This is a genomic window from Mycobacterium sp. GA-2829 (assembly GCF_001499965.1).
In the GTDB taxonomy this organism is placed as follows: Bacteria; Actinomycetota; Actinomycetes; order Mycobacteriales; family Mycobacteriaceae; genus Mycobacterium.
Genome location: NZ_LQIT01000012.1, coordinates 65,869 through 81,197 on the forward strand (window position 1 = coordinate 65,869; position 15,329 = coordinate 81,197).

Genomic DNA, 15,329 nt, shown 5'->3' on the forward strand with positions numbered 1-15,329 from the left:
ACGTCGCAAGAAGTGTTCACTCGCCTCAGACGAGCGCGGCGAGCTCCCGGATCTGCTCGGGCGACCGCGCGCCGACCACCATCATCGTCACGCCCGCCGCTTCCCAGATCTTGATCTGCTCGCGGACGTGGTCGATGTCGCCGACGATCGCGGCGTCGTCGACGAGTTCGTCGGGGATCACCTTCGCGGCCTCGTCCTTTTGTCCACTCCGGAACAGCTTGGTGACGTCCTCGACCACCTCCGCGTATCCCATCCGCCGGTAGACGTCGGCGTGGAAGTTGGTGTCCTCGGCGCCCATTCCGCCCATGTAGAGGGCGAGGAACGGTTTCATCATCTCGTAGGTGGCGGCCCGGTCATCGGTGATGACGACCTGGGCGGTCGCGCATATCTCGAAGTCCTCGCGGCTGCGGCGGGCGCCGGGCCGGGCGAACCCCTCGTCGAGCCACTCGTTGTAGGTGTCGGCCATCCGCGGGGTGTAGAAGATCGGCAGCCAGCCGTCGCAGATCTCCGCGGCCAGTGCGACGTTCTTCGGGCCCTCGGCGCCGAGCATGATCGGGATATCGGCGCGCAGCGGATGGGTGATCGGCTTGAGGGCCTTGCCCAGCCCCGTGGTGCCCTCGCTGCTCAGCGGCAGCGGGTAGTGCGGGCCATCGCTGGTCACCGGCGCCTCGCGCGCCCACACCTGGCGCAGGATGTTCACGTATTCGCGGGTGCGGGCCAGCGGCTTCGGGAACTTCTGCCCGTACCAGCCCTCGACCACCTGCGGTCCGGACACCCCGAGTCCGAGGATGTGGCGGCCACCGGAGAGGTGGTCGAGCGTCAGCGCGGCCATCGCGCAGGCGGTGGGCGTACGCGCCGAGAGCTGGACCACCGAGGTGCCAAGGCGCATCCGCTGCGTCGCCGACCCCAGCCAGGCCAGCGGGGTGTAGGCGTCCGAGCCCCACGCCTCGGCGGTGAAGACGGTGTCGAAGCCGGCCTCCTCGGCCGTGGCGACGAGTTCGGCGTGGTTCGTCGGCGGCTGTGCGCCCCAATAGCCGAGCTGGAGTCCGAGCTTCATCGTGTCGCCTTCCCTAGCCTGTCTAGATGGTCTCTTGAAACCATAGTTAGAACCTGTTCTACTTTGTGCTGTGACCGCCAGCCAAAGCAGCCCGGCGCTGATCGAGACCCACGAACCGCCCCTCTCGGCGCCGCTCAAACTGTCCTTCGACTACACCCGTTCGGTCGGGCCACTGCTCGGCCAGTTCTTCACCGCACTGCGTGACAAACGCATCGTCGGTGTCCGGGGCTCCGACGGACGTGTGCACGTCCCGCCCGCCGAATACGATCCGGTGACCTACGAACGGTTGACGGAGATCGTACCGGTGGCCGGTGTCGGCACGGTGGTGTCGTGGACATGGCAGCCCGAACCGCTCGAGGGCCAACCCCTGGACCGGCCGTTCGCATGGGCGCTGATCAAACTCGACGGCGCCGACACTCCGCTGCTGCACGCGGTCGATGCGGGCGAGCCCGGCAACATCAGCGCCGGCGCGCGGGTGCATGCGCTCTGGGTAGACGAACCCGTCGGCGCGATCACCGACCTCGCCTGGTTCGAACTCGGCGACGAGGCGGAGCCCGAAGCAGAACCGTCGGACAAGGATCCGGTGACCATGCTGGTGGTGCCGAGCGCCATCGAGATCCAGCACACCGCGTCCGCCCCGGAGAGCACGTTCCTGCGCGCGCTGCAGGAGGGCAAGCTGTTGGGCGCCCGCACCGGCACGGACGGCAAGCTGTATTTCCCACCGCGCGAAGCGGATCCGGCCACCGGGCGACCCACCACCGAGTTCGTCGAACTGCCGGACAAGGGCACGGTGACGACGTTCGCGATCATCAACATCCCGTTCGCCGGGCAGCGGATCAAACCGCCTTACGTCGCGGCCTACGTGCTGCTCGACGGCGCCGACATCCCGTTCCTGCATCTGGTCACCGAGATCGAGGCCGATCAGGTGCGGATGGGGATGCGCGTGGAGGCAGTGTGGAAACCCCGCGAGGAGTGGGGCCTCGGCATCGACAACATCAGTCACTTCCGGCCCACGGGTGAGCCCGACGCCGAGTACGACACCTACAAGCACCACCTCTAGAGGGATCAGGCGATGACAGGTTCGAATGATGTAGCAGTGGTGGGCTTCGCGCACGCCCCACATGTGCGCCGCACCGAGGGCACCACCAACGGCGTCGAGATGCTGATGCCGTGTTTCGCCGAACTGTACGAAGAGTTGGGCATCACGAAGGCCGACATCGGCTTCTGGTGCTCGGGGTCGTCGGATTACCTTGCCGGCCGGGCGTTCTCGTTCATCTCGGCGATCGACTCGATCGGCGCCGTGCCCCCGATCAACGAATCGCACGTCGAGATGGACGCCGCGTGGGCGCTGTACGAGGCCTACATCAAGATCCTCACCGGCGAGGTCGAGACCGCACTGGTGTACGGGTTCGGCAAGTCGAGTGCGGGCACGCTGCGCCGCGTGCTGGCGTTGCAGACCGACCCGTACACCGTCGCTCCGCTGTGGCCCGATTCGGTGTCGATCGCCGGCCTGCAGGCCCGGCTGGGGCTGGACGCAGGCAAGTGGACCGCCGAGCAGATGGCCCAGGTCGCGCTGGATTCGTTCGCCGTCAGTGAGCGGACCGACCGCGAGAAACCGGCCACGAGCATCGACGAACTGCTCGACCGCCCCTTCTTCGCCGACCCGTTGCGCCGCCACGACATCGCCCCGATCACCGATGGCGCGTCGGCGATCGTGTTGGCATCCGGGGACCGGGCCCGTGAACTGCGCGAAAACCCGGCCTGGATCACCGGTTTCGAGCACCGCATCGAGACGCCGATCCTGGGCGCCCGCGATCTGACCACCTCCCCGTCGACCGCCGCGTCGGCTCAGGCCGCCACCGGCGGGGACGCCGGGTCGATCGACGTCGCCGAGATCTACGCACCGTTCACCCATCAACACCTGATCCTCAAAGAGGCGATCGGGCTCCCGGATTCCACGAAGATCAACCCGTCCGGCGGTGCGCTGGCCGCCAACCCGATGTTCTCGGCGGGCCTCGAGCGGATCGGGTATGCCGCGCGCCACATCTTCGACGGCTCGGCGCAGCGGGTACTCGCCCATGCGACGAGTGGCCCAGCGCTGCAACAGAACCTGGTCGCCGTGTTGGAGGGAAAGAACTGATGGCCGGTAAGAATCTGGCCGCGGTGCTCGGCACCGGGCAGACCAAGTACGTCGCCAAGCGGCAGGACGTGTCGATGAACGGCCTGGTGCGCGAGGCCATCGACCGCGCGCTCGCCGACTCCGGCATGACGATGGACGACATCGACGCGGTCGTGCTCGGCAAGGCGCCGGACTTCTTCGAGGGCGTCATGATGCCGGAGCTGTTCCTCGCCGACGCCGTCGGCGCGACGAACAAGCCGATGATCCGTGTGCACACCGCAGGATCGGTCGGCGGTTCGACCGCGGTCGTGGCCGCCAGCCTGGTGCAGTCCGGGAAGTACCGCCGGGTGCTGGCGATGGCGTGGGAGAAGCAGTCCGAGTCGAATGCCATGTGGGCGTTGAGCATTCCGGTGCCGTTCACCAAGCCGGTGGGCGCGGGTGCGGGCGGCTACTTCGCACCGCACGTGCGCGCCTACATCCGTCGCTCGGGTGCGCCGACGCACATCGGGGCGATGGTCGCGGTGAAGGACCGGCTCAACGGCGCGAAGAATCCGCTGGCCCATCTGCACCAGCCCGACATCACGTTGGAGAAGGTGCTGGGTTCGCAGATGCTGTGGGATCCGATCCGCTTCGACGAGACCTGCCCGTCGTCCGACGGCGCGTGCGCGCTGGTGATCGGTGACGAGGCGACCGCGGACAGCCGTGCCGCAGAAGGACATCCGGTGGCCTGGATCCACGCCACCGCGCTGCGCACCGAACCGCTGGCCTACGCCGGCCGCGATCAGGTCAACCCGCAGGCCGGCCGGGATGCGGCCAAAGCGCTGTGGGCCGCGGCGGGTATCAGCAGCCCGATCGACGAGATCGACGTCGCCGAGATCTACGTCCCGTTCTCGTGGTTCGAGCCGATGTGGCTGGAGAACCTCGGCTTCGCCGCCGAGGGTGAGGGCTGGAAGCTCACCGAGGCCGGCGAAACCGCAATCGGTGGCCGGTTGCCGGTGAACCCATCCGGCGGTGTGCTGTCGTCGAATCCGATCGGCGCATCCGGCATGATCCGCTTCGCGGAGGCCGCCATCCAGGTCATGGGCAAGGCCGGCGACCACCAGGTCGAAGGCGCCCGCAAGGCGCTCGGCCACGCCTACGGCGGTGGCTCGCAGTACTACTCGATGTGGGTCGTCGCCACCGACAAACCCTGACTCGCCGGCGCTACGGTTGTTGACGCGAAACGGCCGAAATCCGTCAACAACCGTAGGCTCGGCGCACTCGGCGCACTGAAGTCAGCGGGTGAAGCGGTCGGCGGCGCTCATCGCCAGCCCGAACACCATCCGCTTACCGCGCCTGGCGACGTCGGCCAGGGGGCTGCGCCGGTGCGGCCGCAACGCCACCTCGTCGCCCACGGTCACCACGCCCCCGGAGTCCACCCAGCAATAGCTGCCCAGGCAGCGGTCCGCCCGCTGGGCCACCGCCTTGGTGATCCGGCGATCCACGTCGAGGCCCGGTTGCGCCCGGCTGGGGATCACGCAGCGGATCGTCGGCATCGTCACCTCGAGCACCGCGCCGCCGAGGGTCAGGTGGCCGCCGGTCCAGTGCGATTCCGGGAGGCCGTCGGCCGGGTCGTCGACGGCGAGCAGCACGTTGGGCCGGAAGCGTCGGACGTCGACGGCGTCCTCGCCGAGTTCGGCGCCGATGGTCGCCAGGCTCGCGGTGGTCATCACGTGCACGGGCGCGAGGTCGACGAACATCCCGGGCGGGGTCGAGTACCGCGCGAGCAGCGTGAGGTCGGCGATCCGCATCATCGACAGGTCGGGCAGCCGCTCCCCTTCGGCGATTCCGAAGTCCGAGCGCATCGAGGCGATCGGCGAATTGTCCGGATCGCCGCTGTTGAGCTTGTGCAGGCTGGTGTCCGACGCCGGCGGCAACGCGGTCAGCCGCATCTCGCGTCCCACCAGCTCGGACAGCTTCGCGTGCACGGCCGGGTCGTCGGAGCGCAGCACCGTGCCGTCGGGGAAGGTGATCTCGACGTCGGGCACCCGCCCCGGCCCGGCGTCGGGCGGGGGCGGCGCGCAGTAGCGGGCGGTGGCGGTCAGCAGTTTGGGGGTCCGGCGGGCGGTCGCGGTGATGTCGTGTTCGACGTCGCGGACCGCCCACAGCCGGTCGCCGTGGACACCCTGCGGCCCCAGCTCCACCTCGTCGACGGCCTCGCCGCCGAGGGATTTGACCGGATAGCGCCACATCGCGGCGACCTGACCCACTCGCATCCCGCAACCGTACGGCCGGACCGGAGCGGCCGCGCGGGAACCCGTTCAGAACCCCCGCCCACCGGGTATGCGCCAGGTCACGCCCCGATCATTGCGAGACCCACCGGCAAAACTGTAACGTGTTCTAGTTAGAGGCCCCGGGTTCGGGGCCGGGACTTTGGAGGCGCCCAGGTGAGTACCGAGACCGCACACAGCGGCATCCGCGAGATCGACACCGGAACTCTGCCCGACCGCTACGCCAGGGGCTGGCACTGCCTCGGCCCGGTCAAGGACTACGTCGACGGCAAGCCGCATTCGGTGGAGGCGTTCGGCACCAAACTCGTGGTGTTCGCCGACTCCAAGGGCGAGGTCAAGATCCTCGACGGCTACTGCAGGCACATGGGTGGCGATCTCTCGCAGGGCACCGTCAAGGGTGACGAGGTGGCCTGCCCGTTCCACGACTGGCGCTGGGGCGGCGACGGTAAGTGCAAGCTGGTGCCCTACGCCAAGCGCACCCCGCGACTGGCCCGGACGCGCGCCTGGACCACCGACGTGCGCAGCGGTCTGCTGTTCGTGTGGCACGACCACGAGGGCAACCCGCCCCCGCCGGAGGTCCGCATCCCCGAGATCCCCGAGTACGCCAGCGACGAGTGGACCGAGTGGCGGTGGAACTCGATCCTGATCGAGGGCGCCAACTGCCGCGAGATCATCGACAACGTCACCGACATGGCGCACTTCTTCTACATCCACTTCGGCCTGCCGACGTACTTCAAGAACGTCTTCGAGGGACACATCGCCAGCCAGTACCTGCACAACGTGGGCCGGCCCGACGTCAACGACATGGGTACCACCTATGGCGAGGCCCACCTCGATTCGGAGGCCTCGTACTTCGGCCCGTCGTTCATGATCAACTGGCTGCACAACAACTACGGCGGCTACAAGGCCGAATCGATCCTGATCAACTGCCACTACCCGGTGACCCAGGACTCGTTCGTGCTGCAGTGGGGCGTCATCGTCGAGAAGCCCAAGGGCCTCGACGACAAGATGACCGACAAACTCGCCCGCACGTTCACCGACGGCGTCAGCAAGGGCTTCCTGCAGGATGTCGAGATCTGGAAGCACAAGACCCGCATCGACAATCCGCTGCTGGTCGAGGAGGACGGCGCGGTCTACCAGTTGCGGCGTTGGTATCAGCAGTTCTACGTCGACGTCGCCGATGTCACCCCGGAGATGACCGACCGCTTCGAGATCGAGGTCGACACCACCGCGGCCAACGAGTACTGGAACACCGAGGTCGAGGAGAATCTGAAGCGGCGCGAAGCCGAGAAGGCAGAACAGCCGACGTCATGACGTCACCGGAGGAGCAGGACGCAGAGGTCGACCGGCTGGCCCGGTCGATGCTCCTGCTGCACGGCGGCCACGAGGACGACGACCACCACCATCCCGCACCCGCGGCAGGCGGTCGCAAGAGTTGGTCGAAAGCCCCGGCGTACCCGGACGACGATCCGCGCGCGGTCGCGGTGCGCGAGGCCACCCGGCGGGACCGCGACCGCTATCTGAATTCCGGTCTGGTCGAGGTGGACTGCCGGTTCTGCCACGTCGCGGTCAAGGTGAAGAAGCTGGGCCGCGGCCACACCTCGGTGCAGTGGAATTCCGAGGCCACGCAGCGCTGTGCGCACTTCACGGAGATCCGCGAGGCGGGCGGGCAGCCGGCGCGGACCAAGACCTGTCCGCGGTTGGCCGACAGCATCAAACACGCTGTGGCCGAGGGTTGCCTGGAGGAGAACTCCACAGCGCCCTCTCCCGGGGACGGTTAGGGCCCCGGCGACGTCTCACGCGGCGTCACCGCGGCGGACAGCTCGGCGCTGCCAGTCGGCACCGAGTGCGCTCTGCCAACCCTCGACGACCCGCATCCAGTGGCCGACCTGAGCCCCGCGATCTGGTAGACCATCGGCACCGGCGCGGCGACCTTCGCTAGCTTTCCCGCACCTTCGCCAACGCGGCCGCCCGCTCGGCCAGAAACTGTCGCAATGTGTCCTTCTGCGCCTTGATCTCCTCGGCGCTGAGGCCATCGGTGACGGGCACCTTCGCGACGACGGTGTCCAGCAGTTCCAGCGCCTGCCCGTCGGCATAGATCCGGTCGTAGAGATCCCAATACGCGGTGTCGTAGACCGCGGCGAAGGCCGGTGACGCCAGGAAGCGCTCCTTGAGCAGGTTGCCGCCGGGCGGCATCCCGCCGGGCGGACCCATGCCGGTCGGGGGTGTGAAACCCGGCGGCGTCTTGAGCTCCAGCCGATCATGCGGCCGGAGCTTCGGATCGCCCATCATGGTCGCGAGGTTCAGATCCCAGGAGACGACCGTGAACTTCCTGGTCCCCAGGTCGTACCACAGGAAGTAGTTCTGACCCGGTCCCGCCATGTCGTCGGAGTTGACCAGCAAATTCTGCGTCGCGGCGTAACGCGCGAACGATTCCACGTCGACCCAATCGCCCAGCGACCGCGCGAACTCGTCGTCGTCGGCGCTGTCCAACCACTTCAGGAAATTGATGAGCGGCTGCAGATTTCCGGTGTCGACGGTGTTGATCTGCTTGAACTGATCGGCGTAGGACGACTGGTCCGGGCCCTTGTACTCGAGCCGAGAGTTGGCGCGTGCCTTGTACAGATAGCCGGCCGAGTCGAACAGTGTGTTCGCGTAGTTCTCGTCGGGGTGCTCGAGCACCAGGCGGGTCGTGGTCGCGCCGTTCACCGAGTACGTGACGTAGGCGTAGCGCTGCGACGGCTGACCCGTCATCGCTGTCAGCGAGAGTGCCAAGGCCTCGTTGAGCACGGGCGCACCGGGGCGCACCGAGAGTTCGGTCAACCCCTGGTATCCGCGACCGTCGGCATTCCCGTTGAAGCTGATCAGCAGCGGCATCGACAGCGGATCGTCCTCGGTGACGCTGTCCATGGGGCCCATCGGGGGCGGGCCCCCCGGGCCCGGCGGCGGACCCCCCTCCCCCGGCGCACCGGGCGGTGGGCCGAAATGCACGCCGCGCAGGCCCATCAATGTCGAATTGCCTTTGAGCCGTACGGCGACGTCGTTGATCGTGGTCCCGTCGATCGTGATATCGGCCGTGACCCACTTCTTGTCGCCGTCGGCCTTGAACTGCTCGACCATGTCACGGTATTCGGCATCGGTCAGTCGGATCGCCAGCGAGTGCGGCACGGAGTCGTCGAACAGATCAACGGTGCCCGTGATGTTCTCGGTGATCTCCGAGGCGATGATCGTCGGATCGCCCGTGATGTACGGGCGGACGCGGATGTCACCGAACGCCAGTGCCACGGCGGCTACGAAGACGATGAACGCACTCAACAGCTTCCAGTGCTGACGCAGCGGTTTCGGGATCCGGTGCACGAACCGGCGCCGCCGCGAACTGGCAGGCGCCGTCATCAGATGTCGGTCTGGTCGTAGCCGGTCAGGACGGTGACGCGCTGGCCGGTGTTCACCGCGCTGAGCGCCGCGATGAGATCGCTGCTCTTCTTGTTCTTCTTCAGCTGCGCGGTGTAATACAGCTCCATGAGTGCACCGGCACGCACCGATTCGGTTGAGACGAGCTCGAATTCACTGCAGTATTCGATGAGGGTGTCGTCGACGCGGGCGGTGTACTCGGGCTCCGGCGGCACCTGCACCTTCACGACCTGGCGCTTGACGTCGAGCTTGAACATGTTGAACTTGTTCATGATCACGAGCACCAGGCAGATCGCGATGGTTGCGGCGATGGCCAGTGTGTAGAACCGGGTCCCGGTCGTCATACCGATCGCCATCACCAGGAAGACGAACCCGACGTCACGGGTTTCCTTGATGGCGTTGCGGAATCGGATCACCGACAGCGCGCCGACCAACGCGAACGCCCGGGCGATGTTCGACCCGACGACCAGCATGATGACCGAGACCACCATGCAGACCAGCACGAGCGTCTGCACGTAGGACTGGCTGTAGGACACGTTCTTGTGGGTGTAGCGGTAGACCCAGCCGATGATGACGGACAGGACCAGCGACAGCGCCAGCGACGCGACGACGTCGAACGTCGTGAAGGTGCCGCTGAGGTCCTGCAGGTTGATGTTCACGAATACTCCTGATCGAACGAAATGGTGAAGCTATGGGACGCAGCGGGATTCACGCCGAGGGCGCGGATTCCAGCAGGTCGTCCGGAACGGTGTCGCCTGCCCCGGCAGGCATGACGAGTTCGGGGGCGCCGAGCGCCGAGCGCGGCGCGAGGCCGAATGCCTGGACGGACTGGCAGTACTTCGACACCCGGATCACCGACATGTCGACGCGGGCCAGCAAGTCGGTGATCCAGTAGGGCACGCGTTCGTTGGCCTTGACCTCGACGATGGCCAGCTTGGGCGGGATGATGAAGCGGTTCTGTGCGCCCGAGGCGAAATGGAAGTCGCGGTCGCGGCCGTGCACTCTGTGGTCGATCGTGACGCGCAGGCCCAGATCGGCGTCCCGGCCGACGAAGGCCTCGCGCAGGTAGCCGGTCGTGACGATCGGCCGCAGGTCGAGGTTCTCCACGAGCGTCGACACTTCGTTGACGAACGGCTTCTGCGACGCGTCGCAGTCGATCTCCCTGCGGTGGTCGAGCCACTGCACGGCGGTCGCGTACGGCAGTTCGGTGCGCCGCTTCTGGGTAACGCGGTTGACGCGCTGCTTGATCTCGACCTGCACCGGGGTGTCGTCGGTGCACGCCGACGGCGCCCCGTAGAGGCGCATCCGCACCTTGCGGCGGAACCGCAGGCCCTCGATCTTCTCCCAGTAGAAGCGCAGGTCAGGCGTGTCGTAATAGAGCGAGGTCACCGGGTAGCCGCCGTGCGGCGAGTACGGGTCGGTGTCCATGTGCCCGGCGAGTTCGTCGCGCAGTTCCGGCACGCGTATCTCGTCGACGAAGTACTTGATCTCGTAGCGGTTGAACGCATGCATCTTGCTGGCGGTCTGCTGATAACCGCGCGGCAGCGTGGGCACGTCCTCGTACACGGGTGACTGTGTGGCCGACGGTTCCTCACGGGGCCTACGGAACCGGCCGAACACACGCACCGCCTTTCGGAGTCCTCGGCACCACCTTGCCGCTGCCTGCGCTCAGCTAATCGCTCGAAGCTATGCGTCCGCTGTGCAGAAGATGGTTAACAGCTGTCAAACTATAGGTAACTCCTTGAAGTGACCTTCGCCACGCATCGAACTGCAGGCTCAGAGTCCACGACGGCCGAGCCGTCTAGAGACCTCTAAACCGCTCCTTGACCTGCTCGGCGGTCAGGCCGTAGTCCGCCAGCGAATAGGTGTGCTTCGGGGCACGGGGACCCTTCTGGCTGTCAGCGTGGCTGGTCTCCATCGCCTGCCGGGCCGCGTCGGTGAACGGCAGTCCGAAATGCCGGTAGATCCGCTCCACTTCGGCCACCGGATCGGCGATGAAGTCGAAGTAGTCCATGTCGTAGAACTGGGCCGGGTTCTGCTTGGCCCGTTCGGTGGTGAACCGCTCGAGTCCCCGCGACCACGTCTCCATCGAGTCGGCGCCGATGACGTCACCGACGAAGGTGTTCGACCAGCCCGCGGTGGTGTGCTGGGCCAGCGAGCACATCGACGCCATGATGGTCTCGGCGGGCCGGTGGCACTGCACCACCAGCGCATCCGGGTAGGTGGCGAACAACGCGTCGAGCGCGAACAGGTGGCTGGGGTTCTTGAGCACCCAACGCTTGTCGGCGTCGTTGAGGCCGATCAGCTGCAGGTTTCTGCGGTGCCGCGCATACGGTTTCGTCCAGTCCTGCCTCGCGAGCCACTGCGAGTACGTCGGCACGTGGGCCAGCGTCTCGTAGGACACCGAGTGCAGCGACTGCCGCAGCAGCTGCCAGCACTCCTCGACCTCGTCGGCGGTCATGTAGTGGAGGCCGGTGTAGTCGGGGTTCTCCTCGTGCGCCTGCTTGAACCGGGAATCCAATTCGACGAAAACCGGGTTCTGCGACCAGGTCTCGCGCGGCGGGCGGGGTTGCGGGAATTCGGCCAGCCACAACTCGAGGCCCTGATGTGCGGGATCGGCCGACAGCAGACGGTGCAGCGCGGTGGTGCCGGTTCGTGGCAGCCCGGTGACGAACAGCGGCCGCTCGATCGCGACGTCGGCGTGTTCGGGATGCTGCTTCCACGCCGCCTCCGACAGCAGCCGTGCGACCAGCGCGTTGCGCAGGAAGAACCGCGACATCTTGCTGCCGATCTCGGTGAGGTCGGCGTCGCGCGCGTACGAGTCGAGCAGCACCCCCAGCGCTTCTCGGTAGTTGTCGTCGTCGGAGCCGAAATCGTCGAGCCCGCACGCCTTGGTCGCCGAGGCGTGGAGATCCTCGACGGTACCCACATCGGTGCGCGTCACGCCTTGTACTCCCCGCAGTTGACGTCGAGGGTCTGCCCGGTGATGCCGCTGGACAGATCGCTGGCCATGAACAGGATCGCCGAGGCGACCTCGTCCTCGGTGGGCAACCGCTTGAGGTCCGACGCCGCGGCGGTCGCCTCGTAGATCTCCTCGACCGTGGTTCCGTACTTGCCAGCCTGGTGGTTGAAGTAGCTCTTCAGCGTGTCGCCCCAGATGTAGCCGGGCGCAACGGAATTGACTCTAATGCCCTGCTCTCCGAGCTCGGTGGCCAGCGACTGCGACATCGCGAGCAGCGCCGACTTGGCCATCTTGTAGGCGCCGTACTTGGCCTGCGAGTGCCGGATGACCATCGAGTTGACGTTGACCACCGCACCGTTGGCGTCGGCGAGTGCGGGCGTGAAGCCCTGGGTGAGCCGCAGTGCACCGAGCACGGTGAGCTCGATGGCCTCGCGGATGTGCTCGAAGGTGGTATTCGCCAACGGTTTCATCGATGGCACCCGGAACGCGTTGTTGATCAGCACGTCGGCTCTGCCGTAGGCCTCCAGCGTCCGCTCGACGAGGTTGGCGACCTGTCCGTCGTCGGTGATGTCGGTGCCGACGGCGAGTGCGCGCCTACCGAGTCCGGTGACCTCCTTGGCGACGTCGTCGAGTCGTTCGACCGTCCGCGCCGCCAGCACCAGATCCGCGCCGGCCTCGGCGCACCGCCGTGCGAGCGTGGTCCCCAGCGCCGGACCCACGCCGCTGATGACGACGACCTTCCCGTCGAGCAGCCCGGACATCAGCCCACCATCCTGTTCTGAATCTGCAGTTGACGCAGGGCGATACGCGCGCGCCAGTCCTCGTCGGAGATCTTGTTCGACTCGTAATGCGGCAGTGCCGAGGCGACCTGGTCGATGTCGACGACCTCGGCGGTCGGACCGTCGGCCTCGGTGAGCTCCCGCGACAACCGCTGCCACCGGAACTGCAGATAGCCCTTGCGGTGGTCCAGCGTCTCGCACCAATTGGTCACGCCGGGATTCTCGTTCGAGACCACGATGCGGATCTTGCCGTCCGGATCGGCTTGGGCCTGCGTGCCGTTGAGCGAAGTCTGATGGTTGACGTAGTCCAGCGAGATGTACCAGAGGCTGCCCAGCTGGAATCCCATGTACGGCGCCTCGCTGACCGGCACGGTGATGATCATCGCCTGGTCCGGCGCCAGCTCGAAGTGCCCCACCGAGGAGTACTGGGTGGCGAGCCCACCCGGGGTGAGCCGCGGCGCGGTCAACGTGTTGACCGGCAGGGTGTCGTAGAACCACTGCGGGAACTGCAGCCACGTCTTCACCCGTTGCACGAGTTGTTTCCCGGCCACCGCGTAGCGCTTCTCGATGAGTTCGCGGGTCAGCGGTGGTGGCGCGGTGCCGGCAGTGTCGGTGCGCGCGATCGCGATGTGGCCGCGCTGCGCCGACCAGTCGTTGTAGACCTCACGGACCACCAGTTGCGACGGGCTGGTCGGGGTGACCCGCCATTCATAGGTCCCGTCGGCCGCGATGTCGAGTTCACGGTCGTCGAAGGCGGCCTGGCTGGCGGGCACGTTGTCGTCGGTGTACTCACCGCCGAGCATCTGGAATGCGAGATCAGTGGTGGTGCCGCGCTTGCCGGTGACGACGTACTCGTGGCCGGGGAGCACGCGGGTGCCGAAGTACAGCGCGTCGGGATTGTCCAGGCCCATCTTGGTGAACGGGCCGGTGCCCGACTGCATGAACGGATGGTCGCGGTCGTAGTCGAAGGCCAGGTGCTGACATGCCGCGATACCGCCCGCGAGGTACTGCAGACCCTCCAGGAGATCGGCTTCGGACTCGACGAACGGCGCTTCGGTGACGAGGCGTTCGGCCTCGGCGATCGCCTCGGCGAAAGGTGTGGAGAACACCACCCGAAACTAGAACCTGTTCTATCTCGACGTCAACGGTCGCGCCGGAACTAGTGTTTCATATTTGTACCGCAGAGGTACATTTCTGACGTGACCACTGATCGGGCCGGCCGCCGGTCGCCGCCCACCCAGCGCGTCGTGGCGGTCCTCGAGTTCCTCGCTCGTTACCCGCATGAGCGCTTCACTCTGTCCGATCTGGCCCGACGCCTGGAGCTGAGCAAGCCGACCTGCCTCGGCATTCTGACCACACTCGCCGATGCCGGATACCTGGTGCGAGACCCCCAGGACAAGTCCTACCGGTTGGGACCCGCCCTGATCGCGCTCGGTCACATCGCGCAGGAGGCGATGCGCGTCAGTCCCGCGGCGCGGGAGGAACTACGCCGCCTCTGCGCGGTTTCGGCCACGACCGCGGCGCTCTCCGCGGTGGTCGACGACCGCATCACCGTGCTCGACCTGGTGGCGCCGCCCGGCGTGCCACCGCCCGTTCAGGTGGGGCAGAGCTACCCGTTCGCACCGCCCGTGGGGTTGATGTTCGTGTTATGGGACGACGCCGCGGTGACGGCGTGGCTGGCCAAGCAACCGACCATCCCGCTGCGCACCGACGACGACCGCCTCGACCGGGTGATCGCCGAATGCCGCACGGACGGGTACCTGGTGGAACGCCAGACACCGGCCGGGCAGCGGCTGTACGCGTTGATGGCGGGGATGTCGAGCACACTGCCGCACGAGTTGCGGGCGCTGCTCGGGGAGATGGTGTCCGACATCGGCGAACGGGTGTACCTGCGCAGTGAGAACTCCGTAGCCGACGCCCGTCACCGGCACGACATCAGCGTGATCTCCGCACCGGTCTTCGATCAGCACCGCCGTCAGGCGATGGTGTTGTCCCTGCATGTCGGTCGTGCGCTCAGCGCCACCGAGATCACGCGGCGCGCCCGGCGGGTGGTGGCCGCCGCGGACGCCGTCACTCGCCAGCTCGGCGGCGCGAAACCCGCCTGGTAGACGCCCGTTGCTGTACGGGGTTGTTTCACACCGCAAGGTGTCGGGTATCTGGATCGGCGTCAGGGGGGTCTTCGAGACGAACCGCCGAATAACGGCGGTCGGACGTGAACAACAAGTCGGTGCGTGCCGCCTCGTGCGGCGCCGCCACTGGACAAGGAGTTCATCGATGAAGATCAAGACACTCGCGGTAACCTCCGCGATGGCCGGTGCGCTGGGGTTCGCGGCGTTGGGTATCGGCAGCGGTGTGGCACAAGCCGATCCGTATGGACCCAATCCGCATCCGCCGGTACCTGGTGACGACGTGTGGGTTCCGGGCGATCCGCCCGGGCACAACCCGTTCGGGCCGCCGGGGCAGGTCAAGAAGGATCCGTCCCTGGGCGTCGCGCCGAACCCGCTCTATGGGGTGCCACCGGGGCATTGGGACGATCCGGCGTACTTCGGCATCCCGACGGTGTGGCTGCCACCGGGCATCCCGGGTGTGACGGAGCCGCTGCGGGTCGTGTTCAACCCGGCCGCGACGGCATGGGGTGTGTGGGTCAACGACGGTCTGTTCGTCCCCCTCCCCCGGTAGACGGTTCGCGCGGCAGCCGCCCTGCGTTCGCGCAGGGCGGCTGTCTGCTGTC

Annotated in this window: 15 protein-coding genes; 7 read left to right on the top strand and 8 right to left on the bottom strand. The window is 67.0% G+C overall.

Features of this window, described 5'->3' with window-relative positions:
* Positions 1-25: 25 nt before the first annotated feature.
* Positions 26-1,057, bottom strand: a complete 1,032-nt coding sequence (locus AU194_RS08780; RefSeq protein WP_059088845.1) for an LLM class F420-dependent oxidoreductase — start codon at positions 1,055-1,057, stop codon at positions 26-28.
* A gap of 70 nt (positions 1,058-1,127) precedes the next feature.
* Between AU194_RS08780 and AU194_RS08785 the strand changes: the two genes are divergently transcribed.
* The 3 genes from AU194_RS08785 to AU194_RS08795 are packed head-to-tail and all read left to right on the top strand — an operon-like array spanning position 1,128 to position 4,369.
* Positions 1,128-2,117, top strand: a complete 990-nt coding sequence (locus tag AU194_RS08785; RefSeq protein ID WP_059088846.1) for a Zn-ribbon domain-containing OB-fold protein — start codon at positions 1,128-1,130, stop codon at positions 2,115-2,117.
* Between the two features lie 12 nt (positions 2,118-2,129).
* Positions 2,130-3,197, top strand: coding sequence for a thiolase domain-containing protein (locus AU194_RS08790; RefSeq protein WP_059088847.1), 1,068 nt, complete (start codon positions 2,130-2,132; stop codon positions 3,195-3,197).
* Complete coding sequence (locus AU194_RS08795; protein ID WP_059088848.1) at positions 3,197-4,369, top strand: thiolase domain-containing protein; 1,173 nt, start codon at positions 3,197-3,199, stop codon at positions 4,367-4,369. Before AU194_RS08790 ends, AU194_RS08795 begins: the two co-directional genes overlap by 1 nt.
* 81 nt (positions 4,370-4,450) lie before the next feature.
* Here AU194_RS08795 and AU194_RS08800 read toward each other — a convergent pair whose 3' ends face one another.
* Entirely contained in the window at positions 4,451-5,431 is a 981-nt protein-coding gene (locus AU194_RS08800; RefSeq protein WP_197417559.1) for an MOSC domain-containing protein, read from the bottom strand.
* Positions 5,432-5,602: 171 nt separating this feature from the next.
* On the opposite strand from AU194_RS08800, the gene AU194_RS08805 reads away from it, so the two are divergent.
* Positions 5,603-6,760, top strand: a complete 1,158-nt coding sequence (locus AU194_RS08805; protein WP_059088849.1) for a Rieske 2Fe-2S domain-containing protein — start codon at positions 5,603-5,605, stop codon at positions 6,758-6,760.
* Positions 6,757-7,227 carry a hypothetical protein gene (locus AU194_RS08810; RefSeq protein WP_059088850.1) on the top strand — a complete coding sequence of 157 codons (471 nt, stop codon included), beginning with the start codon at positions 6,757-6,759 and terminating at the stop codon, positions 7,225-7,227. The genes AU194_RS08805 and AU194_RS08810 overlap by 4 nt, the downstream gene beginning before the upstream one ends.
* Positions 7,228-7,384: 157 nt before the next feature.
* On the opposite strand, the gene AU194_RS08815 is transcribed toward AU194_RS08810, so the two are convergent.
* From AU194_RS08815 to AU194_RS08840, 6 genes are all read right to left on the bottom strand, one after another.
* Positions 7,385-8,839 carry a CotH kinase family protein gene (locus AU194_RS08815; RefSeq protein ID WP_059088851.1) on the bottom strand — a complete coding sequence of 485 codons (1,455 nt, stop codon included), beginning with the start codon at positions 8,837-8,839 and terminating at the stop codon, positions 7,385-7,387.
* The gene (locus tag AU194_RS08820; protein ID WP_059088852.1) at positions 8,839-9,516 is read right to left on the bottom strand and encodes a DUF4956 domain-containing protein; all 678 of its coding nucleotides are present in this window, start codon (positions 9,514-9,516) and stop codon (positions 8,839-8,841) included. The genes AU194_RS08815 and AU194_RS08820 overlap by 1 nt, the downstream gene beginning before the upstream one ends.
* 49 nt (positions 9,517-9,565) lie before the next feature.
* Entirely contained in the window at positions 9,566-10,483 is a 918-nt protein-coding gene (locus AU194_RS08825; RefSeq protein WP_369804059.1) for a polyphosphate polymerase domain-containing protein, read from the bottom strand.
* Between the two features lie 175 nt (positions 10,484-10,658).
* Positions 10,659-11,801: a sulfotransferase gene (locus AU194_RS08830; RefSeq protein ID WP_059088854.1), complete on the bottom strand. Its 1,143-nt coding sequence runs from the start codon at positions 11,799-11,801 to the stop codon at positions 10,659-10,661.
* Positions 11,798-12,580: an SDR family oxidoreductase gene (locus AU194_RS08835; RefSeq protein WP_059088855.1), complete on the bottom strand. Its 783-nt coding sequence runs from the start codon at positions 12,578-12,580 to the stop codon at positions 11,798-11,800. Before AU194_RS08835 ends, AU194_RS08830 begins: the two co-directional genes overlap by 4 nt.
* Positions 12,580-13,707 carry a hypothetical protein gene (locus AU194_RS08840; RefSeq protein WP_059089055.1) on the bottom strand — a complete coding sequence of 376 codons (1,128 nt, stop codon included), beginning with the start codon at positions 13,705-13,707 and terminating at the stop codon, positions 12,580-12,582. The genes AU194_RS08835 and AU194_RS08840 overlap by 1 nt, the downstream gene beginning before the upstream one ends.
* Before the next feature lie 90 nt (positions 13,708-13,797).
* Here AU194_RS08840 and AU194_RS08845 point away from each other — a divergent pair, with 90 nt between their 5' ends.
* Together AU194_RS08845 and AU194_RS08850 are read left to right on the top strand one after the other, a co-directional pair.
* Positions 13,798-14,706 (top strand): helix-turn-helix domain-containing protein, encoded by a 909-nt coding sequence (locus tag AU194_RS08845; protein ID WP_059088856.1) that lies wholly within the window; start codon positions 13,798-13,800, stop codon positions 14,704-14,706.
* Positions 14,707-14,872: 166 nt separating this feature from the next.
* Complete coding sequence (locus tag AU194_RS08850; protein ID WP_059088857.1) at positions 14,873-15,277, top strand: hypothetical protein; 405 nt, start codon at positions 14,873-14,875, stop codon at positions 15,275-15,277.
* Positions 15,278-15,329: the final 52 nt, after the last annotated feature.